General features: G+C 45.3%; 26 protein-coding genes. 11 read left to right on the top strand and 15 right to left on the bottom strand.

Annotation, left to right across the window (positions count from 1 at the left end):
- Positions 1-9 precede the first annotated feature (9 nt).
- Together hemE and nudC are read right to left on the bottom strand one after the other, a co-directional pair.
- Complete coding sequence (hemE, locus tag NO989_RS00765; protein WP_168532748.1) at positions 10-1101, bottom strand: uroporphyrinogen decarboxylase; 1092 nt, start codon at positions 1099-1101, stop codon at positions 10-12.
- 268 nt (positions 1102-1369) lie between these two features.
- Positions 1370-2203, bottom strand: a complete 834-nt coding sequence (gene nudC / locus NO989_RS00760) for an NAD(+) diphosphatase (RefSeq protein ID WP_080986364.1) — start codon at positions 2201-2203, stop codon at positions 1370-1372.
- 161 nt (positions 2204-2364) lie between these two features.
- On the opposite strand from nudC, the gene NO989_RS00755 reads away from it, so the two are divergent.
- The 5 genes from NO989_RS00755 (at position 2365) to NO989_RS00735 (ending at position 5517) form a co-directional block, all read left to right on the top strand.
- Positions 2365-2829, top strand: a complete 465-nt coding sequence (locus NO989_RS00755; protein ID WP_014977657.1) for an Rsd/AlgQ family anti-sigma factor — start codon at positions 2365-2367, stop codon at positions 2827-2829.
- A 35-nt stretch (positions 2830-2864) separates the two neighbouring features.
- On the top strand, positions 2865-3338 hold the full coding sequence (locus NO989_RS00750) for a transcriptional repressor (protein ID WP_014951103.1): 474 nt from the start codon (positions 2865-2867) through the stop codon (positions 3336-3338).
- Complete coding sequence (locus tag NO989_RS00745; RefSeq protein ID WP_014951104.1) at positions 3328-3792, top strand: chemotaxis protein CheX; 465 nt, start codon at positions 3328-3330, stop codon at positions 3790-3792. Before NO989_RS00750 ends, NO989_RS00745 begins: the two co-directional genes overlap by 11 nt.
- Entirely contained in the window at positions 3782-4219 is a 438-nt protein-coding gene (locus NO989_RS00740) for a secondary thiamine-phosphate synthase enzyme YjbQ (RefSeq protein WP_014951105.1), read from the top strand. Before NO989_RS00745 ends, NO989_RS00740 begins: the two co-directional genes overlap by 11 nt.
- Positions 4220-4320: 101 nt before the next feature.
- Positions 4321-5517, top strand: a complete 1197-nt coding sequence (locus NO989_RS00735) for an OmpA family protein (protein ID WP_039229239.1) — start codon at positions 4321-4323, stop codon at positions 5515-5517.
- Between the two features lie 126 nt (positions 5518-5643).
- Here the strand turns inward: NO989_RS00735 and dnaB are convergent, their stop codons facing one another.
- The 5 genes from dnaB to NO989_RS00710 form a co-directional block, all read right to left on the bottom strand.
- A complete protein-coding gene (gene dnaB, locus NO989_RS00730; protein ID WP_014951107.1) occupies positions 5644-7029 on the bottom strand; it encodes a replicative DNA helicase in 1386 nt (461 codons plus the stop codon).
- Between the two features lie 115 nt (positions 7030-7144).
- Positions 7145-7615: a hypothetical protein gene (locus NO989_RS00725; RefSeq protein ID WP_014951108.1), complete on the bottom strand. Its 471-nt coding sequence runs from the start codon at positions 7613-7615 to the stop codon at positions 7145-7147.
- Between the two features lie 254 nt (positions 7616-7869).
- The gene (locus tag NO989_RS00720) at positions 7870-8871 is read right to left on the bottom strand and encodes a DUF4097 family beta strand repeat-containing protein (protein WP_069945118.1); all 1002 of its coding nucleotides are present in this window, start codon (positions 8869-8871) and stop codon (positions 7870-7872) included.
- Positions 8872-8884: 13 nt separating this feature from the next.
- Positions 8885-9397: a hypothetical protein gene (locus NO989_RS00715; RefSeq protein WP_069945119.1), complete on the bottom strand. Its 513-nt coding sequence runs from the start codon at positions 9395-9397 to the stop codon at positions 8885-8887.
- Entirely contained in the window at positions 9390-9965 is a 576-nt protein-coding gene (locus tag NO989_RS00710) for an RNA polymerase sigma factor (RefSeq protein WP_014951111.1), read from the bottom strand. Before NO989_RS00710 ends, NO989_RS00715 begins: the two co-directional genes overlap by 8 nt.
- 117 nt (positions 9966-10082) lie before the next feature.
- Here NO989_RS00710 and NO989_RS00705 point away from each other — a divergent pair, with 117 nt between their 5' ends.
- On the top strand, positions 10083-10733 hold the full coding sequence (locus tag NO989_RS00705) for an MOSC domain-containing protein (protein WP_049585691.1): 651 nt from the start codon (positions 10083-10085) through the stop codon (positions 10731-10733).
- A gap of 21 nt (positions 10734-10754) precedes the next feature.
- Here NO989_RS00705 and NO989_RS00700 read toward each other — a convergent pair whose 3' ends face one another.
- Positions 10755-11867, bottom strand: a complete 1113-nt coding sequence (locus NO989_RS00700; protein WP_202285731.1) for an MBL fold metallo-hydrolase — start codon at positions 11865-11867, stop codon at positions 10755-10757.
- Positions 11868-12156: 289 nt separating this feature from the next.
- On the opposite strand from NO989_RS00700, the gene NO989_RS00695 reads away from it, so the two are divergent.
- Together NO989_RS00695 and NO989_RS00690 are read left to right on the top strand one after the other, a co-directional pair.
- Positions 12157-12846 carry a response regulator transcription factor gene (locus NO989_RS00695; RefSeq protein WP_014977663.1) on the top strand — a complete coding sequence of 230 codons (690 nt, stop codon included), beginning with the start codon at positions 12157-12159 and terminating at the stop codon, positions 12844-12846.
- Positions 12843-14273, top strand: a complete 1431-nt coding sequence (locus NO989_RS00690; RefSeq protein WP_371341872.1) for a histidine kinase sensor domain-containing protein — start codon at positions 12843-12845, stop codon at positions 14271-14273. Before NO989_RS00695 ends, NO989_RS00690 begins: the two co-directional genes overlap by 4 nt.
- On the opposite strand, the gene NO989_RS00685 is transcribed toward NO989_RS00690, so the two are convergent.
- From NO989_RS00685 to rpsF, 7 genes are all read right to left on the bottom strand, one after another.
- Positions 14251-15381 carry a PepSY-associated TM helix domain-containing protein gene (locus tag NO989_RS00685; RefSeq protein ID WP_371341871.1) on the bottom strand — a complete coding sequence of 377 codons (1131 nt, stop codon included), beginning with the start codon at positions 15379-15381 and terminating at the stop codon, positions 14251-14253. The two genes, NO989_RS00690 and NO989_RS00685, sit on opposite strands and share 23 nt — an antisense overlap.
- Before the next feature lie 13 nt (positions 15382-15394).
- On the bottom strand, positions 15395-17440 hold the full coding sequence (locus tag NO989_RS00680) for a TonB-dependent receptor (protein ID WP_371341870.1): 2046 nt from the start codon (positions 17438-17440) through the stop codon (positions 15395-15397).
- Between the two features lie 96 nt (positions 17441-17536).
- Positions 17537-18625, bottom strand: coding sequence for an efflux RND transporter periplasmic adaptor subunit (locus NO989_RS00675; protein WP_069945124.1), 1089 nt, complete (start codon positions 18623-18625; stop codon positions 17537-17539).
- Positions 18626-18638: 13 nt separating this feature from the next.
- The gene (locus tag NO989_RS00670; RefSeq protein ID WP_069945125.1) at positions 18639-21824 is read right to left on the bottom strand and encodes an efflux RND transporter permease subunit; all 3186 of its coding nucleotides are present in this window, start codon (positions 21822-21824) and stop codon (positions 18639-18641) included.
- Positions 21825-22283: 459 nt separating this feature from the next.
- Positions 22284-22736 (bottom strand): 50S ribosomal protein L9, encoded by a 453-nt coding sequence (gene rplI / locus NO989_RS00665; protein ID WP_012519953.1) that lies wholly within the window; start codon positions 22734-22736, stop codon positions 22284-22286.
- A 26-nt stretch (positions 22737-22762) separates the two neighbouring features.
- The gene (rpsR, locus tag NO989_RS00660) at positions 22763-22990 is read right to left on the bottom strand and encodes a 30S ribosomal protein S18 (protein WP_012519954.1); all 228 of its coding nucleotides are present in this window, start codon (positions 22988-22990) and stop codon (positions 22763-22765) included.
- Positions 22991-23001: 11 nt separating this feature from the next.
- Positions 23002-23403: a 30S ribosomal protein S6 gene (rpsF, locus tag NO989_RS00655; protein WP_014951120.1), complete on the bottom strand. Its 402-nt coding sequence runs from the start codon at positions 23401-23403 to the stop codon at positions 23002-23004.
- 246 nt (positions 23404-23649) lie between these two features.
- On the opposite strand from rpsF, the gene NO989_RS00650 reads away from it, so the two are divergent.
- The 3 genes from NO989_RS00650 (at position 23650) to NO989_RS00640 (ending at position 26306) form a co-directional block, all read left to right on the top strand.
- Positions 23650-23937, top strand: a complete 288-nt coding sequence (locus NO989_RS00650) for a YebG family protein (RefSeq protein ID WP_014951121.1) — start codon at positions 23650-23652, stop codon at positions 23935-23937.
- A 222-nt stretch (positions 23938-24159) separates the two neighbouring features.
- On the top strand, positions 24160-24963 hold the full coding sequence (locus tag NO989_RS00645) for an ABC transporter ATP-binding protein (protein ID WP_069945126.1): 804 nt from the start codon (positions 24160-24162) through the stop codon (positions 24961-24963).
- Positions 24963-26306: an ABC transporter permease gene (locus tag NO989_RS00640; RefSeq protein ID WP_371341869.1), complete on the top strand. Its 1344-nt coding sequence runs from the start codon at positions 24963-24965 to the stop codon at positions 26304-26306. The genes NO989_RS00645 and NO989_RS00640 overlap by 1 nt, the downstream gene beginning before the upstream one ends.
- Positions 26307-26373: the final 67 nt, after the last annotated feature.

Below are 26373 nucleotides of genomic sequence, written 5' to 3'. Positions count from 1 at the left end.
CGAAGTCGCTTACTTGTGATATTGCTTACTAAGTTCATGTACCGCGTTAACGAACACACCTGCATTTTCAGGTGGTACGTCTAGATGGATACCGTGACCTAAATTAAATACGTGACCGCTACCTTCACCGTAACCTTCTAGAATGGACGCCACTTCTTGCTCAATTCTTTGCGGTTGAGCATACAGCATTGATGGATCCATATTACCTTGAAGTGCAACTTTATCGCCAATGCGCGCACGCGCTTCTTTAATGTCGATAGTCCAGTCTAAACCTACTGCGTCGCAGCCTGTCGCCGCAATCGATTCTAGCCACATGCCACCGTTTTTGGTGAACAAGGTAACAGGTACTTTACGGCCTTCATTTTCACGGGTCAGCCCACTTACAATGCGCTCCATGTACTGAAGCGAGAATTCTTTGTAGTCACGAGGAGATAACACGCCCCCCCAAGTATCAAATACCATGACTGACTGCGCGCCCGCAGCGATTTGAGCATTTAAATACTCAGTAACAGAATCAGCCAGTTTTGCTAGTAACGCATGAAGCGTTGTTGGCTCAGCAAATGCCATTTTCTTGATTTTGGTAAAGGCTTTACTTGAACCACCTTCAATCATGTAAGTCGCGAGTGTCCAAGGGCTTCCAGAAAAACCAATTAATGGCACTTCACCTTTAAGCTCACGGCGAATAGTACGAACGGCATTCATTACGTACTGTAATTCACCTTCTGGATCAGGAAGGCCGATTTTATCCACATCCGCTTTACACGTGATTGGATTTTTAAAGCGAGGGCCTTCACCTGTTTCAAAGTAAAGACCGAGGCCCATCGCATCTGGAATGGTCAAAATATCCGAAAAGAGAATTGCAGCGTCGAGAGGAAAACGACGTAAAGGTTGTAGCGTCACCTCACATGCAAGTTCTGCATTCTTGCACAACGACATAAAATCGCCTGCTACTGCACGAGTCGCTTTGTACTCTGGGAGGTAGCGCCCGGCTTGTCGCATCATCCATACAGGTGTGACATCAACCGGCTGCTTAAGTAACGCACGTAAGTAACGATCGTTCTTTAACGCGGGCTTATCAACACTGGGGAAATTTTGCGACATATAACTCACCTAAATTACTGAAGATATTTGAGCGCGAAAGTATACCAGTATTCTTAACTAAGGTGTGCTAAAACCTGTATTAAAAAATCAATGTTTTAACGACAAATCGGTGTAGTGTCGATTATTAAAGACAAACAATACTTGAACATTACTTTAAAAAGACGCTTGCACTTAAAGTGAGTGTTTGCTATTACTATAACCGTTAAAGAAAAGAAGCCCTACATGGGACCGTGCTAAACTTATTGAAACCCTGCTTCGGCAGGGTTTTTTATTTGTCGCCGATCAGAGACACCGTTTCAGCAATTAATTGTCCCGCAATAGACACTTTCGGTGGAATAGTCGGCAGCGCATCTATATCAAACCATTGCGCATCATCTATCTCGTTCTCCTGACAACGAATTTCCCCTTCGTCATACTCGGCAACAAACCCGACCATTAAGGAATGTGGAAATGGCCATGGCTGACTATTGTAATAGCGCAAGTTTTTAACCTTAACGCCAACTTCTTCGAAAACTTCTCTGTGGACCGCTTGCTCCAGACTTTCACCACTTTCTACGAAGCCTGCAAGGGTTGAATACATATTGGATTCTCGGTGGCGAACGCCTTTGGCCAACAATATTTTTTCGTTGTCGTGTATAGAAACAATGATACAGGGAGACACTCTTGGATAACTGCGATGTTGACAGCGGTGACAATGCATTGCCATTTCCCAATCTACGCGTTCAGTCTTGGCTCCACATTGCCCGCAAAATTGATGAGTACGCAAGAAGTGGATGTATTGCCAGGCTCGCCCAATAACGGAAAAGGCAATATCGTATTCGGCAAAAAGAAGCTGTCTAAGCGATACCCGTTCCCAACCGGGTTCGTCAACATGCTCAGCGCCCAAATCAACAACATATACGGGCAGATCTCTATGCGCCGTCTCATTGAGCGGCGGAAGTTGATGAATTTCATCGATATAAGATGCTAAAAATGGAATATCACTCAGGTAAGCAACGGGGATAGACTCAGACGATTCTTGTACTACAATTTTGCCGCGACTAAAAACTACCCACAGGGCTTGCTGAGCAGCTAGTTTCGCCTCATCCAACTTTATCATCATTGCACATCACTCCTGTTCTTTAATGCTTCATACTACACTAAATACTGAGCGTATAGATCGCCACCATACATTTTGAAACGAACTTTTTCGCGCAAAATTTGTGTCGCTAGTGCACAGTGTTATACTGAAACTTATTGTCGCTAAACGGGTAACACATCAAAATGTTGCAACAGTTAGAAAGCGTTAAATCAAAATGGGGCGGGAAAAGCCAGGTTATTGACCGCTGGTTAATGGACAGACAGGCACTGTTAGTTTCTTTCTGTGAACTAGCAGGTATTAACAAGCGAAGCGAGTGTTTACCTGACCCAGATGAAATAGACAACTTTTGCAGCGCATTACTCGATTATTTGTCGGTAGGACACTTTGAGGTTTTCGATATGTTGGTTGAAAACGACAATGAAGGCCTTGCACTACGAGATAAACTTTACCCCAGATTGACAAAAACCACTGACGCAGCACTCGCATTTAATGATACGTTTGCACAAGCAGTAACGCCCGAGCAGGCAGCTGAATTTGACTCAGCGCTAGCCAAGCTTGGTGAGACATTAGAAGAGCGTTTTGCCTTGGAAGATGAGTTAATAGCTCATGTACACACTAAAAAACGTGATCCAGAAGTGACGCTTTAATATAACAATGAAAGTCGAGTTTACGGTTATCATCAATGAACAAAACCACACTTATTCATAAGGCACGGGCTTATTGCGAGCAACGCGGCGCCAGATTCACACCGCTTAGAGAAAAGGTGTACGAAATTCTTGTTTCAAAGCACGGCCCTATGGGTGCTTATGAACTACTCGACTCACTAAAAGAAACAGAGTCTAGTGCCAAACCTGCGACAGTCTATCGCGCCCTTGATTTTCTTCTCGATTTTGGGTTTATTCACCGTTTAGAGTCTACGAATGCGTTTGTGGCCTGCTATCATTTTGGTTGTAACCACCCTGTTCAGTTTCTAATTTGTGACAGCTGTGGTGATGTTGCTGAAATTCAATCTGAAGGTCTTCAAGAGACCCTTGATAGCCAAGCAAAGCAACACGGATTCAAAGTATCGAAACAAACTATAGAGGCCCATGGATTATGTGCCGATTGTCAACAAACGGAAGATCACGCTGCCCAGGAGAGTGTACATGAATGCTGATTTTGTGAACCCGTTTATTGCTGGTCTTTTGAACGTGCTTGAAACCATGGCTCAAACTAAATTGACCCCGGGCAAGCCCAAGCGCAAACAAAGTGATATCGCCAAAGGCGATGTATCGGGGCTAATTGGCATGGTGGGCCCTGACGTTCGCGGCTCTATGTCTATTACTTTTGACGAGTCGTTGGCCCTGACCATAATGGAGAGAATGGTTGGCGAGCGCCCTGAGAAGCTTGATGCAGAAGTAGGCGACATGGTTGGCGAAGTTACCAACATGATTTGCGGTAACGCAAAACGAGACCTTGCTGAACGGGGTTACGAGTTTGGAATGGCAACACCCATCGTTGTATCAGGAAAGCAACATACGATTAGTCACCAGGTTGATGGTGCTAAAATTATTCTTCCTTTCATGTGCGACGAAGGATTAGCGCATTTGGAAATCTGTTTTGACAAATAATTTCTGGCAGTCTGAAAAAATTACACTCGACAGCTACCCGAGAGGATTTCACCTGATAACACAGCAGGTGGAATCTGCAATACCCAGTATTCGTCATGTTGAAGTCGGCCTTTTGCACCTATGGCTTCAGCATACAAGCGCTAGTTTGACAATCAATGAAAATGCCGACCCTACAGTGAGGCATGATATGGAAGCGTTCTTCAACCATAGTGTAAAAGAAGAGCTTTCTTTTTTCAGGCATACTTATGAAGGTAAAGATGATATGCCTGCTCACTTAAAATCGAGTATACTAGGGTGTCAACTTACTATACCTGTCCAACAAGGCAAGCTTGCACTTGGCACGTGGCAGGGTATCATGCTCGGCGAACACCGAGATCATGGTGGAAGACGAACAATTATTGCCACATTACAAGGGATCGCAGCCTAACCCATATTATAAATGGCACAATTTGTGCTAGCGTTAAACGTTAAGCACAACACAAAATTATCAAAAATCGATAATCACTCAACGTTAAACAGGATGTGACTATGAAACAACACTTTAAAATGGCAGCGCTATCTCTTGCTGTAATTTCTTCGACTAATGCATTTGCACAAGACTCTTCTGAGCCAGAGTACAAAAACTGGTTTGGTTTGTCTGGCATGTATTACAACACTGACGACTCACGTCCGTTAGATCTAACTGACGGCGGCCTTTACGACGATGGTCGTGGCGTAGCTTTTGAATACGGTTTCCGTTTTACTCAAAGCTGGGCAGCACGTGTTGAATTTACAGCCCTAGACCTTGATTATGCAGGCGGCGGTGATGAAAGCGGTGAAATGGTTGGTGTTGACGCACTATACTTCATGCCAAATGATGCATGGTTCTTATTCGGTGGTGTTAAGCGTCAAGCAGTAGGCGAATCAACTACCCTTGGTAACATCGGTATCGGTAAACACTGGGACATCCACGAAGATGTTAAACTTGTGACTGAAATCGCCGCTTATCACGACTTCGGTGAAGATTACAATGACTACAGTGTTAAAGTTGGTATCGCGATCCCATTTGGTAAAGGCACTCCTGCCGCACCTAAAGACAGCGACAACGATGGCGTTGTAGACAGCAAAGACCAGTGCCCAATGACACCAGCAGGTGTTCGTGTTGACGCAAATGGTTGTAGCATCGATGATGATAACGATGGCGTTCTAAACAACGTTGACCAGTGTCCTAACACTCCAGCTGGCACTAAAGTAGATGCAACTGGCTGTGCAATTAAAGATTCGGACAACGACGGCGTTGTAGACAGCAAAGATATGTGCCCTGATACACCAGCTGGCGTAAAAGTTGATGCAAAAGGTTGTACAGTATTTGACGAAGAGACAGTAGAAATCACACTACGCGTTCTATTCGACAACGAAAGTGCTGTAGTTAAAATGCCAAAAGATCCAGAAATCTCTGAATTTGCTGAGTTCATGAAGCAGTATCCTTCAACAACTGCGGTAATTGAAGGTCACACTTCTGCACCAGGTAGTGAAGCTTACAACATGGACCTTTCTAAGCGTCGTGCTGCGAACTTCAAAGAAGTAATGGTAGACATGTACGGTATCGAAGGTTCTCGTTTAGAGACTATCGGTTACGGCGAAACTCAGCTTCTAGACAATGGTAAGAATGCTGAAGCACACCGTGTTAACCGTCGCATTTCAGTGACAGTTAAAGACACAGTGAAAGTAGCTGAAGAAAAGTAATTCATTGTATATGAATTGAAAAAGGCGCCTTACGGCGCCTTTTTTGTGTCTGAAATACTTTAACTTATTAACCCTTAAAATGTAGACCGTGGCCGCGGTCGAAGCCTTTTGTCGCTAGAAGAGGGGCTAATATTCGTCGGCTATGGCAGGGCCTGCATAGTTGTCAAACCGTGAGAACTGACCTTGGAACGTAAGTCGACAGGTACCAATTGGGCCGTTACGCTGTTTACCAATAATAATCTCTGCAATGCCCTTATACTCACTGTTTTCGTGATAAACCTCATCACGATAAATAAACATAATAAGGTCGGCATCCTGCTCGATAGAGCCAGACTCACGAAGGTCAGAGTTTACAGGACGTTTATCGGCGCGTTGTTCTAGCGTACGGTTAAGCTGTGAAAGGGCAACTACCGGCACTTCAAGCTCTTTAGCCAATGCTTTCAGTGAGCGAGAGATCTCTGCAATTTCCAATGTTCGGTTGTCGCTAAGAGAAGGTACGCGCATCAACTGAAGATAATCCACCATGATTAGACTGATTCCACCGCGTTCGCGAGCGAGTTTTCTTGCGCGACTTCGCACGTCCATTGGTGTAAGGCCTGATGAATCATCAACAAACAAACAATCTTTGTCTTTGAGCATAGCCATGGTGTTGGAGATACGTGCCCAATCTTCATCATCCAGCTGTGCAGTACGAATTTTGGTTTGGTCAACGCGGCTTAATGACGCCAACATACGCATCATGATTTGTTCTGAGGGCATCTCAAGACTGAAAACAAGTACAGGTTTATCTTCTGCCATCATGGCGTTTTCAATCAAGTTCATGGCGAAGGTGGTCTTACCCATCGATGGACGAGCCGCCACGATAATAAGGTCAGAGGGCTGCATACCACTGGTCATTTTGTCTAGGTCGGTAAAGCCGGTAGTAACACCGGTAACGTCTTTATTGGTTTTCACCAATTCTTCTAGACGGTCAATGGTCTTCCCTAAGATAGACTCGACATCGCGAGGACCTTCGTTTTCACCAGTTCTTCGCTCGGCAATTTCAAATACTTTACTTTCGGCCAGGTCAAGAATGTCTGCACTGTCACGGCCTTCGGGGTTGTATCCAACTTCCGCTATTTCATGCGCCACTCCAATAAGCTCACGGGTTATCGCGCGCTCACTGATAATTTGCGCATAAGACACAACGTTCGCAGAACTTGGCGTGTTTTTGGCAAGTTCACCTAAGTAGGCAAAACCACCGGCATCTTCCAGTTCATCATGCTTTTCCAGCTCTTCTGATACTGTTATAAGATCTATTGGCTGGCTACTGTTTAGTAGTCGAGTGATTGCACGAAAGATAATTTGGTGTGAGCGATTGTAGAAATCGTTATCGGTAACAAGCTCCGCGACTTTGTCCCAGCTTTCAGGGTCAATAAGCATGCTGCCCAAAACAGATTGCTCAGCCTCAATGCTATGAGGTGGAACCTTCAATTTTTCAACATTCTTATCGTTTTTAGACGCAGACGCCACGAGTGAAACCTATTCCAATGCACAAAAGTCAGTTGGATATTATGCGCTTTTAACGTCCATCACTCAACAAAGGAAGTCGTCATTTTGTTGCGAAAGCGCAAAAAGACAACATCGTTTAAAGCGTTTTCTCCAGCTTTAAAAACGTACCGTCAACCAAGGTGTAGGCGCTGCCACCTTCCTGAAAAATGAGTGTAGAACCCATGATTGCTGAATTATCAAGGCACGACAAACTTACTTCAGTAATCTTGTCGTCGCTAAAGCCGAGCGATGATGGAGAGGCTTTAAAAGCAGCATAAAAATCTTGATTACTGATATTTTTCGTTGAATACACCGGTGACTCACAGAATGCCTGATCGAGTTTAGCCGAGTCTGAAGCATAGGTTACCGAGCGACCCAAGAACTTTTCTGACTCTATTGATGAGTGAGCTGAAACACCTACATTATAGGCCTTAGTCACCACCCAAGTACCTTCGTAATAAGCGGGTTCCTGAACAGCACAGCCTAGCGTAAATGCGCATATTCCAAACGCACCAATAATTAGACTATGAAATCGCCAAAACCTTTTGACGTGTCCAACAATACTCAATTTAACCTCCAATCAAAAAATAACAAACCATGTGATGATGTGGGTGAAGCGTGCAGGTCCGCTAACTTGTAACTAAGAGCCATTAAAACGCACTTTTGTTACTTACAAACGCTCAGCTACACATTTTTAGCGACCAAACAAAAAAAGCTGCGATCACTCGCAGCTTTTCATTAATCACCACATGTCTGATTAATAAATGTGGACTAAATTCATTTTTTCAACCTAAAGTTTCAATTGTGTTGCCTATAGCTTATTCACTTTTGGTCTATTTCAATTCGCCCGTGTACCGTAGAGATGTCTACATTTGCAGCCCCACCGTTGTGGATAAAGCGTAGCCAGCTACCTGGGCCATACTTAGGCTTTTGCGACTTTTCATCACTGATATTGTTTACAATGTTGCCGCCAGCGTGCGTCTCAATATCAAATTGTGCCGATACGCCATCTTGAAAGACAAATTCCATCGCACCGCCTACAGAATTCGCTTTTACGCTACCGTTCTTATTAAGACCTAAACTTGCGTAAGTCCTTCCATTAACCGTATTGATTTGCAGTACGTCTACCGCTTGAAGAGACACATCGATTCGACCGTTGACGGTTTCTACTGATACGTCTGGGCTATCGGAAGTGATGTCGAGCTTGCCATTAACTGACGCAAAGCTCACTGGCGTGTTTCCTGAGTGTGACGCTTCAATTTCGCCATTCACTGTTTCCGCCTCTAAACGGCCTCTCACATTCTCAAGCACGATATCGCCATTAACCGACTCAACTTCAACCCGCTCACCTATGTTTTTAAGGGTTACGTCGCCGTTTACCACCTCAACATCTACTGCTTTTGTTATACCTTCTGCAATAAGATCAGCATTGACCGCGGTATAGTGAAGGTCGCTTGCTGAAGGTATATAGATAACAAGGTCGTCGCCATCTTTACCTTTATTAAACCAGCTCTTTGAGTGGCGCTTGACTTCAACGTGTATAACCACGACATCTCCACGTCTTTCAAAGATAAACTCTTCAGTTTGATCGCCCAGTTCACCGGTGACACGAACCTGAGACTTATCCCAAACTCGGATATCTGCTTTTCCGTTGATGTGTTCAATGTCCACTTTCGGCGAAGACGATGTGTCGATGGTCTTATCTACTTTTTCTCCTGCAAACGCCGCAGTAGCGATACTTAGCAGCGCAGTAGTAAGTAATACCTTGGCCCCCAAAGGTGCCATGAACGTGTGCAAAAATGTGCTTTTCGTATTTATATTCATCTTTAAACCCTTATTAAATTTGCTGCCACTTTGGCGCGTGCACTCGCTCAATTAAGGCAATCTGCTGTTGATATACGTGATGCAGCATTTTAATTAATGCTGAGTTGTCTGGATCGTCCTTTAATGCCGCTTTAATAACATCTGCAGCATCGTCCAATTCTTTTAATTGCTCTTGCCAATCTTCAGTTAGCGCCGTTGTACTTTCATAACTAGCAAGAAGACTATTCACTTGTTGTTGTTGCTGCATACTCATTGCGTCAATCAGGGCATAGCCATCGCTTCGATTTTCATCAGCTTTAAACGCAAAAGGAGCCGCGAACCACAATACAGTAACTAAACAAACGCTTGCGGCTATTGCCATCCACTGTTTTGATGTAACCGTAGATGATGAAGCGTCGTCTTGTGAAGCGTCGCCTTGCTGCGATGTTATGCCGAGTTCAATACCTCGCCACAAATCTCGTTCTGGCTGCTTCTCTTTCGATATCCCAGAAATATGCTGAGCAAGCTTGTCGTCAAAATTACTCATCATCGACTCCCATAAAATCTTTCAATAATTGCTTAGCACGGAAAAATTGTGCTTTGCTTGAGCCCACTGCCATGTTCAACATGCTGGCAATGTCTTCATGCCTGTAACCTTCAATTGCATGGAGGACAAAAACCATTCTGGCTCGCTCGGGTAAGCGAATAACTAATGCTTCTAAATCCACATCGGTGCTGTTTTCTTCAGCCGGCATCTCGTTAATGCCGCTGTTTTCCAAGTTAAACATGCGCTGCACCCACCCTTTCTGCTTGCGCATATAAGAGATGGTAATGTTTGCCGTAACACTGTGTAACCATGTGGAAAATTGGCTTTGCCCATCAAAATTACCCAATTTTTTCCATAGCTGAATAAAGACTTCTTGCGAAGCATCTTCTGCCATTCCCTTTTCACCTGTAAGCCGGTAACAAAGCGCGTAGACTCGCCCAATATGTTCATCGTAAAGGGACCGAAACGCCTGCTTATCGCCCTTTTTCGCTTTAGATATCAGCTCATTTTCGCTTTTATTACCAAACACCACATTGGCGTGTACAACACGTTGTTGTGTGTGTTCCATTCTTTTCTCTTTGTTATTTGTGGTGCTGATTAGCATTAGCACTTGTTAGTGTTATAAGGTTAGTCGTACCCTATAGTAGAAAGGTTTAAATGCACAAAAATATTTTTTGGAGATGCCATGTCTACCTCATTTTCTGTTAACGCTCTGTTTGCTGGAAAACCTCAGCCGCTAGGCCCTCGTGGGGCACCAAGCAGTATTGTTAAAGCCCCCGTCGACGCGTTAACGGTGCATATGGACAGAACCGATGAAGACGAACAGGCCAACAAACGGCTTCACGGTGGACCGGAGAAAGTGCTGCATCAGTTCAACCCGACCAACTATCTGACATTAAGAAAGCATTTTCCTGAAGGCGACTTTTCGCTGGGCAGCATTGGCGAAAACATCAGTGTAGAGGGCATGGACGATGCTACCGTTTATATCGGCGATATATGGAAGTTCGGCGAGGTAGAACTGCAAGTAAGCGCACCCCGTGCCCCTTGCAATAAAATCTCGCAACGCTTCGAAGTGCCCAATTTAGATAGATTTGTCGGAGAACGAGGTATCACTGGCTGGTATTACCGGGTTATTAAAACCGGAACCATCAGTGTTGGCGACGAAGTAACACTACTGCACCGTGAGGACGATACCGTTAATGTTCACACCCTAATGCAATGCGCCCATACCAAAGCAGACAAAGCCCTGGCCCAAAAGCTAGCGAATCTTGAGGCGCTTGATGACGAATGGCGCGGAAAATGCCAAAAAATTGCGGATAAGATTGCGGATAAATAGGCCATTTATCCGTAGCTTAAATTAAAAAGACGCCTGCTCACCTTCATTCAAAATAATCCAAGGCATTGCAGGGTTTAGCTGCTTCTTCATTTTCATAAGACGAAATAGCGCAGAATGTGACGTCTTGTCACCCATCATCCAGCTGGCATTTCCATAGCCCCAAGGCACTACGGCTTTACAGCCTAGGTCTTGGGCCGCAACAATGGCATCTTCTGGCGTAGTATGTACCTTGCGATACCATTTAGGTGAGGTTTCGCTGAAATAAGACGCTATAGGTAACAGGCAAACATCTATTTCACCAAAGCGCGCTTTAATATCCTTGAAGTGCGGTGAATATCCCGTATCCCCCGCAAAGAACAATGTTTTGCCTTCACTCTCAAATACCCAACCACCCCACAGTGTCGCATTGTCGTCCTCGTACAAATAAGGCACCCAAATTCGGTTACTGAAATGATGGGCAGGCACGAAGTGAATAGAGGTTTTGCCTACGTTTTTGCTGGTATACCAAGCCATTTCTTTTATGGTGTAGCCTCTATTAGGGAAGTGCTCTGCGAAACCTAACGGAACAAGATATTCGGGCTTTGTGCCTAATTCGGCAATATCGGCTTTATTGAAATGATCATAGTGAATATGGGAATAAACCACAGCATCGGTTTGTGCGAGTTTGTCTTCACCTACCTCAGCGGGTTCGTTGCGGCTGAACCCCTCCGCCAATCGAAAAGCCCAATTAACGGGCCAATCAAACTGCCCAAACACAGGGTCAATAAGTATTTGCTCACCACTTGCGGTGTTAAGTAAAAAACTTGCGTGCCCTAACCAGGTGACATTAAAGCCGGTGTTCGAGTTCACTGTCGGGTTGTTGCCAACGAACTGACAATTTTGCATGTCACTTTCACATTCAATATCGGCAGACGCTGGGTAGCAATCATTAGTGCACGTGACGGGATATGCTTTAAAACCGTCGTAAATATTGCTGAATCTGTCCTCATACCCAGGCTCATTGGTGTGCTTGATTACAGCATTTTCACCTTCTATCTGAGTAACATGATTAGAGCTGGCGCAACCAGTCACGACACTTCCTGCTACTACTAGCGACGCCGACAACGTCGTTAACTTCTTTAAACTCATTACCATTTTTAAGATCGTGTCCTTGTAGCTCCAACCTAGGAGGCAAAGCGCTTAGTTGACTGCTGCGTCTATGCTTTATTTACTCAATTGTGCAGACATCAAGAGAACCGCAGTTTAGCGCAAGCACTAAGATAGCGGTTAACCGTTATTGTAAAGCGAGAAACCATCAGCACCACAGTAAATTTGTAACAATATAAAAGCGCGCATTAGCGGCCGCCTTCATCGTCACAAACCGATTAGTTGCAAATGATAACTATTATTAATAGTATGTTTAAAATTCTTTCCTGAAGCCATTATGCGTAAAACCCGAATACTCATTGTTGAAGATGACGCGACGTTAAGTGAACAAATCACACAGCTGTTGCAGTCTCGAGGATTTGACACTCGCCACGAAAGTGACGGTAATGCTGGGTTACAAGCTGTGCTTGAGGAGAACTTTGACCTTGTGTTACTCGACATACGCCTTCCCTCTTTAAACGGCTTGTCGTTGTTAAACCAATTAAGGCAAATAAAGCAAACACCGGTGATGATGATCACCGCGTCAGGTGCCGAGCAAGAAAGGATTGAAGGCTACCGTAAGGGCGCAGATGACTACTTACCCAAGCCCTTCAATTTTACTGAAATGATGCTTCGCATCGACGCACTGTTGCGACGCAGCAAAACACTAAACGACTCAGGCACGCAAAAGTCGGAAATCATTGTTGATGTGCTTTATTTAAATCGCATTCAGCAAGTTACCAAATACCACTCAAGATTACTCGAATTCACGCCAATACAATTTAAGCTTCTTTGGATGTTAGTAGATAACAAAGGGGAAACGTTGAGCAAAGCATTTCTTTATCACAGCGTGCTTAACAAACCCTTTTCGAGGTACGACCGAAGCTTAGATATGCATTTGTCTAGAGTACGCAAAAAGCTCGTTGAGACTGGCATGCCCCCTGAACGCCTTGCCACTGTCCACGGCCAAGGATATCGCTTTTCGTGAAAAATAAACTGCTATGGCGACTGTGCGCATTTATTGCCGTTGGTACTGTTCTGTTATTTTGGGCCATCGCGTGGCTTACCAATCATACCGAGACCAGCATGAGTTTTATCGATAAAGCTCATCAAGAAACCCTTTATTCCTATGGTCAAGAAGCGGAGAAAATCTACCTGGAGGATGGAGAACAAGCGTTAGCTGCTTTTTTGCAAGAAGTGAAGACAACAGAGGACACGTGGCTTGCCGTAGTTAACTCCCAAATGACCACATTCGCTAACACCCAAATGTTAGATGAGTTTGTTGACCGATTTCAAATAGGCCGCAGCCCCGAATGGAAAATACATTTGTACTTTTCTGAAAACCCTGTGATGGAAGTCCCCTTCGTCGATGACAATACGCACTTTTTAATTCAACTTCCACAGCGTATGCGCCCAGGTTCGTTATTGCTCGCCACACGCTTAACGCTTCAAATCGCATTACCTCTAGTGATATTAAGTCTGTTGAGTTTTATGCTGTATCGACACCTAATGACGCCACTAAAGCAATTAGAAAATGCCACAAAAGATTTCGCAAATGGCAATTTAGAAGCCCGTGCAATGGCTGCAATGCCCAAGCGAAATGACGAACTTACTGGGCTTGCCCAGACGTTCGACAAGATGGCCCAAAGAACCAGCAGTCTCATTTATAATCAAAGAAGTTTGCTTGCTGATCTCTCTCACGAGCTTCGCACGCCTCTTGCCCGCATTGATATGGCAATAGACTTTGTAGAGCAAGACATTAATCGTGAACAAGCACTTTCACGCCTGCGTTATGAAGCAAGTACGATGAGAGAGCTTGTTGAAGATACCCTAACCTTTGCATGGCTAAATACAGAATCGCCACAATTGAACAGCGATGACTTTGACTTGGTAGAACTTATCAATGTTATTTGTGAAGATGCGCGGTTTGAATACCCTGATAGAACCTTGCATGTCGACACACCTGAATGCGCGAATATTGAAAAGAGCAGCCAGCTTGCTTTGGGGCAGGCGTTAGAAAATATTATTCGTAATGCTTTGCGTCATACCCCTGAGCAAAGCAAAGTGAGTTTAACGCTGACCAGCGATAATAATAACTATGTTATCACGGTTACAGACGAAGGCACCGGCGTCCCTGAATCAATGCTAGACGCCATATTCGAACCTTTTTTCAGGGTAGACAAGGCACGGGCAGCCAAAAACTACGTACATGCCGCAAAACGCTCTGGCTTTGGTCTTGGGCTTGCACTGGCGAAACGTCAAATTGCCGCTGTGGGCGGCGACATATCAGCGATAAATCGCGCTGCACTAATCAAAGACGCTGCATTACATAGAGACGCTAGTACTACAAAGCAAACAGGGCTAGTCGTTACCATTACCCTGCCTAAGTCTTTTAATGCTGCTTTCGCAAATTGAGAAGTCTCTGCACTCCAAGTAGTGTGCCAGTATAAACTAAGATACAGCAAAGCAAGCTTACCAGCCCTGCAATGGTCTGCCCTATAAAGCCAAAGTATTCTCCCGTGTGCAAAAAGCGGGAAGTACCCCAAGCCTGACTCCCTTTGGGCCAATCGGTTTTGTACAGTGTCCTAGTGATGTCACCGGTTCCCGTGTCGAAATACAGTGAATACGCTAACTCTTGCCGGTGCCCTATACTTTTATCGATATAAAACCGTGCAGCACCCTCACTTTTGCCAATTTCCATCCACATGGAATACCAATCCTGATAGCCATTTTCATTGGCGTGTTGCTGAGCTTTGGTAAATAGCGTGTCGTAACTGACAACGTCGGCGTCTAGCGTCTCAGGCATAGCTTTCTTTTCGCGAGTAGGGACTTGTTCACCGTACATTCCATACAATGCTTTGTTTGCCCACTCAAAATAAAACAGGGTAGCCGTTAGTCCAATCACAACTAAAAAAGGCAGTGACCACATACCAAAAACAAAATGCCAATGTCGGCGACGGTGCTGTTTATTAGTGTACTTTTGCCGTAACCACATTTGCTGCTTTAAGGATTTTTTCGATATGTGTTTGGGCAACCATATGATGACTCCCGATAACAGCAAAAAAATAAAAATAAGATTGCTATAAGCCGTTATGGTTTTGCCAATTAATTGGTAATCCCCTTCCATTAAAAGATATCGATGCAGGTCAGTTATGACATGAAACGCTTCTTCAACGACCCCTTCTCCTTCTCTTAATATATCTCCGGTATAGGGGTGAATAAGATAGCTGTGTTCGCCGGCCCATGCGGGAATTGCCGCTCCCTCGCTATTGACCCATCGAACAAAAATATGCGCTTCGTTAGGATGCTTTTCACGAAGTAGTGATACAACCCGCTCAGTCGAGATTACCGACTTTTCGATATCAATCGTTTGTGCATAAGCCATTTCACTTAGCTCTTTGAACTGGCGCTCGTAAGTGAGTAATACACCGGTAAAAGCCATAATGAAAACGACAATGCTGGCCAATAAGCCAGCAAAGAGGTGGGCCCAAAAGACCCACCTTTTAAACGTGGAAAAGTTCATCTAAAGGCGTTGCTTAGAAATCGTAAGTCACAGACAAACGAATATCTCGTCCAGCTTCTTGCGGACCAATAACGCTTGGGAATACTTCGCTGTAGTCACCCACACTTGAATGGTCGATATACGCTTCATCAAACAAGTTCGTTACCACCAGATTTAAGCGAAGGTCGTTTGTGACTTCCCACTCGCCATAAATATCCACTAGGGTATAGTCTGCTTTGTTAAGTGAATAAAGCGAGTCGGTCCAACCGTTTTCCAAGGCCTGATGTAGTGTATCTATGTTGATGTCGTCAACCATAGTGATGTTAAAGCCAACACTAATGTCAGCAGTAACCGTGTAATCTGCACCAAGTACCCACGTATCACCGCGACTATTACCTAAGCCAACAAACTCGTATCCGTTAATATCGATGCTGTTATAGGGTACGCTGTACAGATCTTCACGAGGCATCAATTCAACATCTACGCTTGAAAACCCAAAGTACACGTCAACAGAGTCCCAGCGATACGCAAGGTTAAACTCTACGCCAGATGATTCTAGGTCGCCGATATTATTAAATACCGAGTTTCCTTGATAACCGCTAAATAGCACATCATCAATAGTAGATTCATAGGCGCTAAGGCGTGCATTAAGGTTATTCGCGCTGTATTCGATTGACGCTTCAATATTAGTGACAGTTTCAGGCACCACGTCACTGGCTACAACGGGAACGTCCTCACCATCATATAAGTATTCGTCAAGCGTGAAACCATCACCAATTTGCTTACCGCGCGCCGCTTCTGCGTAACCAAGACCAAGGGTCCAAGCTTCGGTAAGCTGATACTCAAGACCGACGTTAAAGCTAAGTTCATTGTCGTCTAGTCCAGATGGCTCATCGGTAACGGGTGTGCCGTAATAGTCATCGATCAAGATTTGTTGCTGAAAATCAAAGTCGTCATAACGAACACCGTAGCTCAACAGCAACTCTGGTGTGATATTGCTATGAGCTTGCGCGTAAATACCCATTACGCTGCCTTCTTCTGCGTTCTGCACAGGACCTACGCCAGGGCCACTTTCTACCTCATCTTTACGATAGTCGATACCGTAGGTGAATACGTGGTTTGAAATGTCGGTGGTGTTTCTAATATCAAAACCATAGGTATCGATATCAGACAAGAAATCGAAACGGCCGCCGCGGAACGATGATGATGTTTGGTATGCAGTGGCTTCTAAGAAAACCAATGCGCTGTGGTCAAAGCGGTAGTTCGCTACGTAGGTATCACGCTCTGCTTCACTAGGATAAAGTGGAGCACCTTCTAGTACTACCCAGTTAGGTCTTGCCGAAAACTCACCTTCTTCATCGCGCTGCTCTGCACTTATTGAAAGGTATTGATTATCCGCAATGTAACCACTGGCTTTAAGGAACATGAGATCTTGATCTGCGGCAGTACCCAGCACTTCGTTGCCGTCGCCATCTTCAAAGTTATCTCTGTCAACCGTGCTGTAATAACCTAGCAAGCCCCATGAATCACTTAGCTTTCCATAAAGGCTGCCGCTATATCGGGTGCCTTCGTTTGAGAAATAACTCGCTTTTACTCGACCACCAAATTGTTCGTCGCCTCTCAATAAATCTTGCGCATCTTTGGTTTTAAAGCGGATTGAACCACCAATGGCACCTGGGCCACTGGTTGCTTCACCTGCACCAGCCTGCACATCGATTTGCTTCAAAAGATCGGGATCTAGCGTTACGCGGCCAATGTGGTGAAATAGGGTTGAGGTTTGTTGCGCGCCATCTACGGTTACATTCAGGTAGGCATCTTCTAGTCCACGGATAAAGATTTTCTGCGCTACACCTACTGAACCGCCAACGCTGACCGACGGAGACTCTCTAAAAACATCAGCTAAATCGTTTGCCTGAAACTGCTCAATATCCTCGGCAGTAATGCTCAAGTTAGTTGCTGCGCCTACCACAGCAACTCGCTCTATAGACTTGGTTTCTTCATTCTGGTTTTCTAGGGATTGCGCAAATACTACCGGACTGGATAGCGTGCATACTGCACTGGCTAAAACTAACTTTTTCAAGGATGTCTCCATTTGATAATCAACAATTACAAATAAGAAACATTCTCATTAACTTTAGTCTAAATGGATAGCACTTTTACATTTGTTACAATTCTCTCAGTTCTTCGCTGTCAAAGACTCACGCTCATTGTTGTAACGTACTTTCTGGCCTGCACGCAGACGTTCAGCTCCTCTCACCACGACCGAGCGCTTCGGGTTCACATCGCCAAACACTTCAATTCTATCGCCCATGCCCACCCCGGTTGTCACCTTAACCTGCTCCGCTTCATTATTTTCATTGAGCTGATAGATAAAGGTTCCCGACTTTCTTAGTACCAGTGCATCGCGGGGTATGGTGACACCATCATGAGTATCGCTGCTAGGCAACGCCACGCGCACTGCACTGCCTATAGGAAAGTCACCGGGGTTGATGGCAATTCGTAGCTCCATCATGCGCGATGTACTGTTGCCTACCGGTACAATGGCACGAATAGATTCTTCTACTTGGTTCACGTTATTGTGAACGCTTACGCTCATGCCGTTAGCAATATAGGGTAATACGTTGAGCGGTGCGCGCACCTGAACTTCAACACTATCAGGGTTTACCACGCGAAGCAGGGTTTGCCCTACCCCAGTGTATTCGCCCGGCGACTGCAGCCTTTCAACCACCAAAGCCGTAAAGGGAGCACGAATACTGCTTTGTGCTATCTGATACTCGGTGAATTCTAAATCCAATTTGGCTTGCGCTAACTCCTGCTTAGCATTTTCTAAGTCAGCTTCCACTTCCTCTAACTCACCTCTGGACGTGTTTTGACTGGCCTGAAGGTTTTTGTACCTCGCGAGACGTTTGGTAAACAGTTCAACCTGCGACTGCCATCTGGCAATATTTGAGGCATTTTGATTGCGGGTAATACTTAAGCGAGTATCGTCGACTTTAACTAAAGGCTCCCCCGCTTTTACCACATCACCTACATCTGCCATCCAAGTAATGCGACCGTCTACCTCAGAGGCTAGGTTCGCATCGATAACGCTAAGTACCGTTCCAGGAACCCAGGTAAGTTGTGAAATCGCTTGCTCTCTGGCTTCATCTATTTGTACCAGCACCGGCGGTGGTTGATTGCTATCCTGTGCTTGTGCGCTCAACGATACACAGCTTGCAAATAAGGTAAACACACTAAGGGCGAGAGTAGAAGTCGTTGCTTTCATGGTTGTCTTTTCCTTACACATGATCGTTGTATTTATTTTGTTTTGCGGTGGATGAGGTAGTCGGCGAAGCGCCAGTGCTCTCTATGCGCTCGGCCAGGGGTTTGAGTATATTTACAGGTGACTTTGAAGCCGTCATACGCAGCAAGGTAGGCAGTAATAGCAAGGTGAATATGGTACTCACCGTCATTCCTCCCACAATAACAGCCGCAAGACCTCGGTAAATAACGCTGCCTGCACCTGGTAGCAACAGCAGGGGCAGCATGCCAAAGATTGAAGTCAGCGTGCTCATAAAGATAGGCCGTAAACGTAGTTTGATGGCTTGTTCTACCGCGTCATCACGGGTCAGCCCTTCTTGCTCTCCTATACGAGTCTGATGCACGAGTAAAATGGCATTGTTCACCACAAGCCCTAGCAAAATAATGAAGCCAATCATGGTTAACAGGTCCATGGGCTGGAAGGTAAAGATGTTCATGATACGAATAGCAATCACCCCGCCCACCGTGGCTAGCGGAATAGAAAGTACTACCAGCACGCTGTCTTTTAACGATTTAAACAACCCCGCCATTAACAGCAGTAGCAACACCATGGCAAAAAGAAAGTTATCAGCCATCGAGGCAATAGCGCCTTTTAAGCTATCCGCGCTACCACCATAATTAATAGCGCCATCGGTAGGCATCATGGCCATAATGGCAGGTTCAACCTCAGAGGTAATCACTTTCATGGCTTCTTCTAAACTCATCCCCTCTGGCGGATTTACGTTTAGCGTAAGGGTTCTTCGACCATCAATGCGCTGAATACGGCTTGGTCCTACGGCTCTTTCAATACCTACCAGTTCGCCTAATTGCACCACCTCGCCTGATGGCGTCATGACTGGCGTGCTGTTTAAGTCTTCGGGTGTAAACCAAGGTGCTGAGCGAAAGATAATATTCATGCGTTTGGTGCCATCGAAGTACTCCCCCACATACATACCATCACCCATGGCACGTACCAGGTTCCCCATACTGCCGCGATTTAACCCGACTTCCATCATTCTGCTGTCATTAGGGTAAAAGCGAAGCTCTGGTTCAGCTTGCTCTAGTGGAGGATTCGAACGCGCATTAGCGTTAGGGAAAACTTCTCTCAATTTGTCTAAACCTGCTTGCGCAGCGATGCCGAGCATGGCTTGGTCGGTACCTTGAAGATGAATGTCGATTGAGCGACCGTTTCCAAAGCCGCCGAACAAATTGCCTTGTTGTGAAAAGGTCTGTGTATCCGGCAAATCCTTTAAAATTTCATCGCGAACAATGGCTTCTAACTCTTTGACCTTAGACTGATCTTTAGCGCGCACACCCAAATTTCCGCCATTTGGCCATGTGATAATGTAGTAGTTTTTCAGCGCTGGCTGCTTTTCTCCGTCCATATAGGGCTGCAGTCTCTCAACGATAATTGGCATCACTTCTTCACTAATAAAGTTTTCACTGGCACCCGCAGGCAAACTTAAGAAGGCGTCAACGGCATCGCGTTTTACGGGCGGCAAATAATCCATGGAAGGCATAAGCAAAACACTACCTGTAATAGGCACGCCCATGAGTGTTAGAACTAATACAAGGCGGCGAAGCGGCGTACTTGATAGCGACATAATAGCGCGGGTTATCTTAGCCCATACCCGCTGTAAGCTATCAGCTGGCATGTTGCCATTAAGGTATTTAGCGGCAACGACGGGCAATACCGTTACCGCAACCACTAGCGACATACACACTGCAATGGCAATGGTAAGAGCGAGGTCAGCAAACAATTGCCCTTCAACATCTTCCAAAAACATGACGGGAATAAAAATAGCAACGGTGGTGGCTGTTGACGCCATGAGGGCACCAAACACTTCTTTCGTTCCCCGATGGGCACAATCCTCCATGTGCGTTTGTGAATTTGGGTCTTTATTTTCGATTTCGGCTTCGGCGCTCTTGCGCGTTCTTACAATGTTTTCCAGCACGACAATAGCGGCATCTAGCACCATACCTACCGCGAAGGCGAGTCCTGCCAGTGAAATGATATTGAGCGAGCGACCGGTAAGTTGAAGCACCACAAAAGTGCTAAGTAGTGAGATAGGAATGGCCAATGCCACAATGAGCGTTGCCCGCAGCTGGCGCATAAAGAGCCAAAGCACGGCAATGGCAAGCAGCACGCCTATAAATAAATTGCTGGTAACTAGCTGCACCGCTCTATAGATAAACACTGAGGCATCGAAGCTTTGCGCCATTACTAACTGTTCAGGGGCCAAGTCCTGTTCGTTTATTTGTGCAACTTTTGCTTTTACGGCTTCTAAGGTAGCTAAAACATTGGCGTTGTTTTGTCTGTCTACGCGAATAGATATGGCCGGATTGCCGTTTTGCACACTGTAGTTTGCACCGTCAGCGCGGGTGATTTTAATTTCGGCAATGTCATTTAAAGTGATCGGGCTGCCGTCTCGCCATTCAAGGATCATTTCACCCATTTGCGTAGGCTCGTAGCGACCTTCAAAACGCAGGGTATAGCGTCTTCTGCCCACATCGACAAAGCCGCCTGAAATATCATTCGCACGCCCCAACTCGTTGGCAACTGCCGTTAGGTCAATGCCTAACTGCGCCGCTTTAAACGGGTCGAAAACAATTTGAAACTCCTCAACGCCGCCAACCCCGCTTTCCATACGTGCTCTGGCCACGCCTGGAATAGCCTCAAGCTGAGGTTTAATGACATCGGTAAAAAAGGTTACATAGGTATTAATTTCGTTTGGATTGCCCGGAAGGCGCTGAAGAAAAAAGTAGGTCAAAGCGGGGGCGTCTCCCCCACTTCCAGCAAGCATAATATTAGGGGACAAGGCATCGCGAGGTAGTGGCGGTACGCGATTCATGCGGCTAATCACTTCAATGAGCGTTTTCTGCATGTCCGTATCTAAACCAAACTCTAGATTAATCCACGCATTACCTTGGTTTGCCCATGCATTCATCGACTCAAGGCCAGGGATCCCTTGCAGCACTTCCTCTTGAGGTTCAATGATCTCCGACTCAATTTCTTGGGGCGACGCAGCGCGCCACGAGGTCTGGATGTTAATATTCGGTCTTTCAATGTCAGGAAACAGCTGTACAGGTAAATTAAACAGGCTATATAGCCCTAAAAATACCAGCAGTGTTATTCCTATACCTACCCCAGTCGCGTTTTTTATTGCTTGCTTAGTGATGTCCATAATATGGCACTTATGCTTTTTATTGTTTGGTTTACTATAGGTCGCAGGAATGACAGAAAAAGTTTAAAGCCATGACACTAAGAATTTCAGCGATTATTAACATTTTGTTTAAACACCGTTTAAAAAACGTTATTTATCGCAGATGAGTGGACCTCAAAAATACGCCATTTGTCGGCGCTGGACATATTTGCTTACACCCACCGTTAATTAGGCGTCGCGACGTGGAGTGAGGGTAGGGATATTTTTAACTCGCCCTTCGGGAAGGTTTGGCAAGCATCACTATGGGAATTTAAAAAGCAACGGCCATTCCTACATTCCCACGCTTTGCTAGGAAACTTACCAGCACCTTCTGGGTGGGCAATCATCTATGCGGATTGGTATTGTTCTTTAAGTATCGAACAAAAATTTAGAGCAAAAAAAAGCCGCTCTAGGAGCGGCTTTTTTCAAATACGTCAGCGATTACGCTTCAGCAATGATGATCACTTTGATTGAAGTGATAACGTCAGAGTGAAGTTGTAAGTCGATGTCATACTCACCAGTTTCACGAAGAGTACCAGTAGGTAGTTTAACTTCTGCTTTTTGTACTTCAACGCCAGCTGCAGTGATTGCATCAGCGATGTCACGAGTACCAACAGAGCCAAATAGTTTACCTTCGTCACCAGCAGGAGCTGCGATTGTAACTTCAGCAAGCTCAGCAACTTTTTCAGCGCGTGCGTTAGCAGCAGCTAGTTGCTCAGCAATTTTCGCTTCAAGTTCAGCACGACGTGCTTCGAACTTTTCAACGTTGTCTTTAGTTGCAGGAACCGCTTTACCCTGTGGGAAAAGGAAGTTACGAGCGTAACCAGACTTAACAGTCACTTGGTCGCCCAGGCCGCCAAGGTTGGCGATTTTATCTAGTAGGATGATATTCATCTTAGCTAACCCTTATATTCGCCAAATTACTTGTGTGAATCAGTGTACGGAAGCAACGCAAGGAAACGTGCGCGCTTGATCGCAGAAGACAGCTGACGCTGATATTTTGCGCTTGTACCAGTAATACGGCTAGGGACAATTTTACCGCTCTCAGTGATGTAGTTCTTAAGAGTAGCGATATCTTTGTAATCAATCTCAGTCACACCTTCTGCAGTGAAACGGCAGAACTTACGACGTCTGAAAAAACGAGCCATGGGTGATCTCCTTAAGCGTTGTCTTCAGTGGTTTCAGTTTTCTTTTCCGCGCGATCTTGGCGAGGAGCAGAATCGTCACGACGCTCACGACGAGGCTCTTCTTTCATCATTGGAGAAGGCTCAGTCACAGCAGTCTTAGTGCGCATAACCATGTTACGTAGGATCACGTCGTTGAAACGGAAAGCATTTTCCAATTCATCAACAGCTTCTGCAGACGCTTCAGCATTGATTAGTACGTAGTGGGCTTTGTGCAGCTTTTCAATTGGGTAAGCCAGTTGACGACGGCCCCAATCTTCTAAACGATGAATCTGACCACCGTCTTGCTTTAGGATTGTGGTATAACGCTCGATCATACCAGGTACTTGTTCACTCTGATCAGGGTGAACCATAAATACGATTTCGTAATGACGCATTATAGCTCCTTACGGTTGTAGCCTCGACAGTACAGCCGACTGTATGGAGACAAGGAACGAATTGGGATGGCTGTAAGGGCGCGCATTATACGCAGCAGTTACTAATTGCACAAGCATTAATCACCTTTAGAGCAATCATTTGCCCTTTCCCCAAACACTACGCTCAGACATTTAATCAAAATACTGTTTATTTATACAGTAAAATACTGTACAGTTTTTGTGTCTTTAATAAACAGGGGACCTACCATGGCCATTACCACACAGTATGTTGTTACGCACAAAGGGGTAGAAAAATTGGTAACTACCGACAAAAAAGAAGCCGATCAGTATGACAAAATGCTCGATGCAGCAGATAACCTTGCTGACTACATTCATGCGAAGGGCATCAAGCTAGACGATAGCGTAGTGGAAGAGCTCACCATCATGCTGTCTAAAAACAAAGATAAAATCAGTAAGATTTTCAAAGGCGCTACCGCAGAAAGCGTATTAGAAGATGAAAGCGCAGAAGTGGTAAAGCTACAAGCTAACGGCTGATAATTTAGGCGCGCCTCTCTTTTGCGTCGTTATGATGAGCAATTAATAAGAGCAATTGCCGCTTTAGGCTGATGAGATCTGATAGCATAGCTATACGCAAAAATGTTATTTGATAACATTACCTCAACGCGGCAATGTGTTTTCTCTGGTTTTTAACTGGGTGAACAGACGTGTCGCTTTTGCTAATGTGAACATAAGACGTAAATACAGGTCGGGTTTAGCGTGAATACCATCAATAAAAAAAATAGCACTCACTCCCAGCGCAACGCAGTGTCTGAAGAGCACAACGCAGTGAATAAAGAGCGCAACACAGCGATTGAAGTTAGCAATTTACAGTTTTCGTACACCAAAGAAAGTCCCCCCATCATTGACATTAAAGCGTGGCAAGTTTCGCAAGGTGAGCACGTTTTTCTCTCAGGGCCTTCGGGTAGCGGAAAGAGCACATTGCTCAATTTGCTGTGCGGAACATTAACTCCAACTCAGGGCGACATTGCCTTATTAGCGCAGCCTTTCTCCACATTATCGAACCGACAGCGGGACAAGTTTAGAGCACGCAGTATCGGCGTTGTTTTTCAACAATTTAATCTTATTCCCTACCTTTCTGTGGCACAGAACATTAATGCGGCGGTGTATTTTGCAAGTACAAACGTCAGCAAGACAGCATCAGACGCAAAGCTTCGTCATTTACTGGACAAGCTACAGCTGCCTTCTCACGTGCTGCATGCGAAAGCTGACGCATTGAGTATTGGTCAGCAGCAGCGCGTTGCCATTGCCAGAGCACTGATTAACGACCCACAATTATTAATTGTCGATGAACCTACCTCTGCCCTAGATACCGATGCCAGAGATAGTTTTATGTCGCTGCTAAAAGACGTTGCAGGTGAAAGCACCATGATTTTTGTTAGTCACGATAAAGCCATGGAGAGTTATTTCGACCGCCACTGCAGCATGAGTGAATTAAGCCCAAGTACAAACCACTTAAAAACGCGAGGCGATGAGGCCCCAAAAGCACAGGAGCGTGCGTAATGCTAAGTACCATTGCTATTGAAAGCTTAAAGCGCAGGAAAACAACGGCAATCCTCACACTTTTAAGCATTACCATCAGCATTAGTTTACTTTTGTGCGTGGACATTATTCGCACCCAAGTTAAAACCAGTTTTACGCGCACCGTTTCTGGTGTAGATCTTATTGTTGGCGCACCAAGTGGACAGCTTAATTTACTCCTGTCATCAGTGTTTAATATAGGCACTCCCACCAAAGGTATTGAATATAAAAGTATTGCGGCGCTTCAATCTAACAAGCAGGTATCGTGGCTTATCCCACTATCTTTGGGTGATACCCACAGAGGTTTTAGAGTAGTAGGTACGACCAACAGCTTTTTCGACCACTTTAAATACGGTGATATGCAATCACTTGAAATGGCAGCAGGCTCGACATTTACGCAGCCACTGTCTACCGTTATTGGCGCAGATATCGCCAAATCATTGGGGTACAAGGTAGGGGATAAGATTATTATTTCCCATGGTCTGGGTAGCGTATCGTTCAACAACCATGACGATCACCCTTTCACTATCTCAGGCATAGTTAAGAAAACCGGTACGCCCGTAGATAAAGCCGTATACGTTACCCTACAGGGACTTGAAGAAGCCCACACAGGACCTAAACATTCGCCCACCTCAATGTTAGGCCGTAAATCTGCTGACAAGGCGAACGAGCATGAGCATGAACATGAGCATGAGCATGAGCATGAGCATGAGCATGAGCATGACGAGCATACAAAAGAACATGCAGTTTACAATAGCGAAGCGTTTACGCCTGAGTCAGTATCCGTGGTGATGCTGGGGCTTAAACATCGGGTAACTGCACTGCAGCTTCAGTATCAAATTAATCAAAGTAAAAAAGAGCCGCTAATGGCTATTCTACCGGGCATGGCACTCGCAGAACTTTGGCAAATTATGGGAAATGTTGAATCGCTATTGCTTGGCCTTTCCGGTCTTATCGTCATCTGCGCGTTAATTGGGCTTGCGACTATGCTGCTGGCAACGATGAGAGAGCGTTATCAAGAAATCGCCGTTTTACGAACTATAGGCGCAGGACCGTTTACCTTACTGCTACTCATACAGATTGAAGCGATGCTGCTTACGATTGTGAGTGCCGCACTGAGTTTAGGCTTGGTAGCTGGGCTTATGAGCGCACTAAAACCTTGGTTAAGCAGTACCTATGGGTTGTTTTTAAGCAGCCCACTGTTTGGACAAAGCAGTGTTATTATCATTTTACTGATACTGGGGTGCACATACTTGGTTTCGCTATTCCCCGCTGTGGCGGCCTACAGACGCGGCCTACACGCGGGACTAAACGCGAACTCATAAATACCCATGCCTACAGCGTTGTTTCCGGTTTTATAGGCTTTTATTTAGCCCCACATCTATGCGCCAA

Origin of the sequence: Alteromonas sp. DY56-G5 (assembly GCF_041414725.1) — a bacterium.
In the GTDB taxonomy this organism is placed as follows: Bacteria; Pseudomonadota; Gammaproteobacteria; order Enterobacterales; family Alteromonadaceae; genus Alteromonas; species Alteromonas macleodii.
The sequence above is the reverse complement of the archived record's forward strand: the minus strand, read 5'-3'. Positions and strand labels throughout refer to the sequence as shown.

Bases quoted from the DNA above. Each gene is read 5' to 3' on its own strand.
- hemE (WP_168532748.1), bottom strand. From the start codon at position 1,101: ATGTCGCAAAATTTCCCCAGTGTTGATAAGCCCGCGTTAAAGAACGAT.
- nudC (WP_080986364.1), bottom strand. From the start codon at position 2,203: ATGATGATAAAGTTGGATGAGGCGAAACTAGCTGCTCAGCAAGCCCTG.
- NO989_RS00755 (WP_014977657.1), top strand. From the start codon at position 2,365: ATGTTGCAACAGTTAGAAAGCGTTAAATCAAAATGGGGCGGGAAAAGC.
- NO989_RS00750 (WP_014951103.1), top strand. From the start codon at position 2,865: ATGAACAAAACCACACTTATTCATAAGGCACGGGCTTATTGCGAGCAA.
- NO989_RS00745 (WP_014951104.1), top strand. From the start codon at position 3,328: ATGAATGCTGATTTTGTGAACCCGTTTATTGCTGGTCTTTTGAACGTG.
- NO989_RS00735 (WP_039229239.1), top strand. From the start codon at position 4,321: ATGAAACAACACTTTAAAATGGCAGCGCTATCTCTTGCTGTAATTTCT.
- NO989_RS00720 (WP_069945118.1), bottom strand. From the start codon at position 8,871: ATGAATATAAATACGAAAAGCACATTTTTGCACACGTTCATGGCACCT.
- NO989_RS00715 (WP_069945119.1), bottom strand. From the start codon at position 9,397: ATGAGTAATTTTGACGACAAGCTTGCTCAGCATATTTCTGGGATATCG.
- NO989_RS00710 (WP_014951111.1), bottom strand. From the start codon at position 9,965: ATGGAACACACACAACAACGTGTTGTACACGCCAATGTGGTGTTTGGT.
- NO989_RS00705 (WP_049585691.1), top strand. From the start codon at position 10,083: ATGTCTACCTCATTTTCTGTTAACGCTCTGTTTGCTGGAAAACCTCAG.
- NO989_RS00700 (WP_202285731.1), bottom strand. From the start codon at position 11,867: ATGGTAATGAGTTTAAAGAAGTTAACGACGTTGTCGGCGTCGCTAGTA.
- NO989_RS00695 (WP_014977663.1), top strand. From the start codon at position 12,157: ATGCGTAAAACCCGAATACTCATTGTTGAAGATGACGCGACGTTAAGT.
- NO989_RS00685 (WP_371341871.1), bottom strand. From the start codon at position 15,381: ATGAACTTTTCCACGTTTAAAAGGTGGGTCTTTTGGGCCCACCTCTTT.
- NO989_RS00675 (WP_069945124.1), bottom strand. From the start codon at position 18,625: ATGAAAGCAACGACTTCTACTCTCGCCCTTAGTGTGTTTACCTTATTT.
- NO989_RS00670 (WP_069945125.1), bottom strand. From the start codon at position 21,824: ATGGACATCACTAAGCAAGCAATAAAAAACGCGACTGGGGTAGGTATA.
- rplI (WP_012519953.1), bottom strand. From the start codon at position 22,736: ATGAATATCATCCTACTAGATAAAATCGCCAACCTTGGCGGCCTGGGC.
- rpsR (WP_012519954.1), bottom strand. From the start codon at position 22,990: ATGGCTCGTTTTTTCAGACGTCGTAAGTTCTGCCGTTTCACTGCAGAA.
- rpsF (WP_014951120.1), bottom strand. From the start codon at position 23,403: ATGCGTCATTACGAAATCGTATTTATGGTTCACCCTGATCAGAGTGAA.
- NO989_RS00650 (WP_014951121.1), top strand. From the start codon at position 23,650: ATGGCCATTACCACACAGTATGTTGTTACGCACAAAGGGGTAGAAAAA.
- NO989_RS00640 (WP_371341869.1), top strand. From the start codon at position 24,963: ATGCTAAGTACCATTGCTATTGAAAGCTTAAAGCGCAGGAAAACAACG.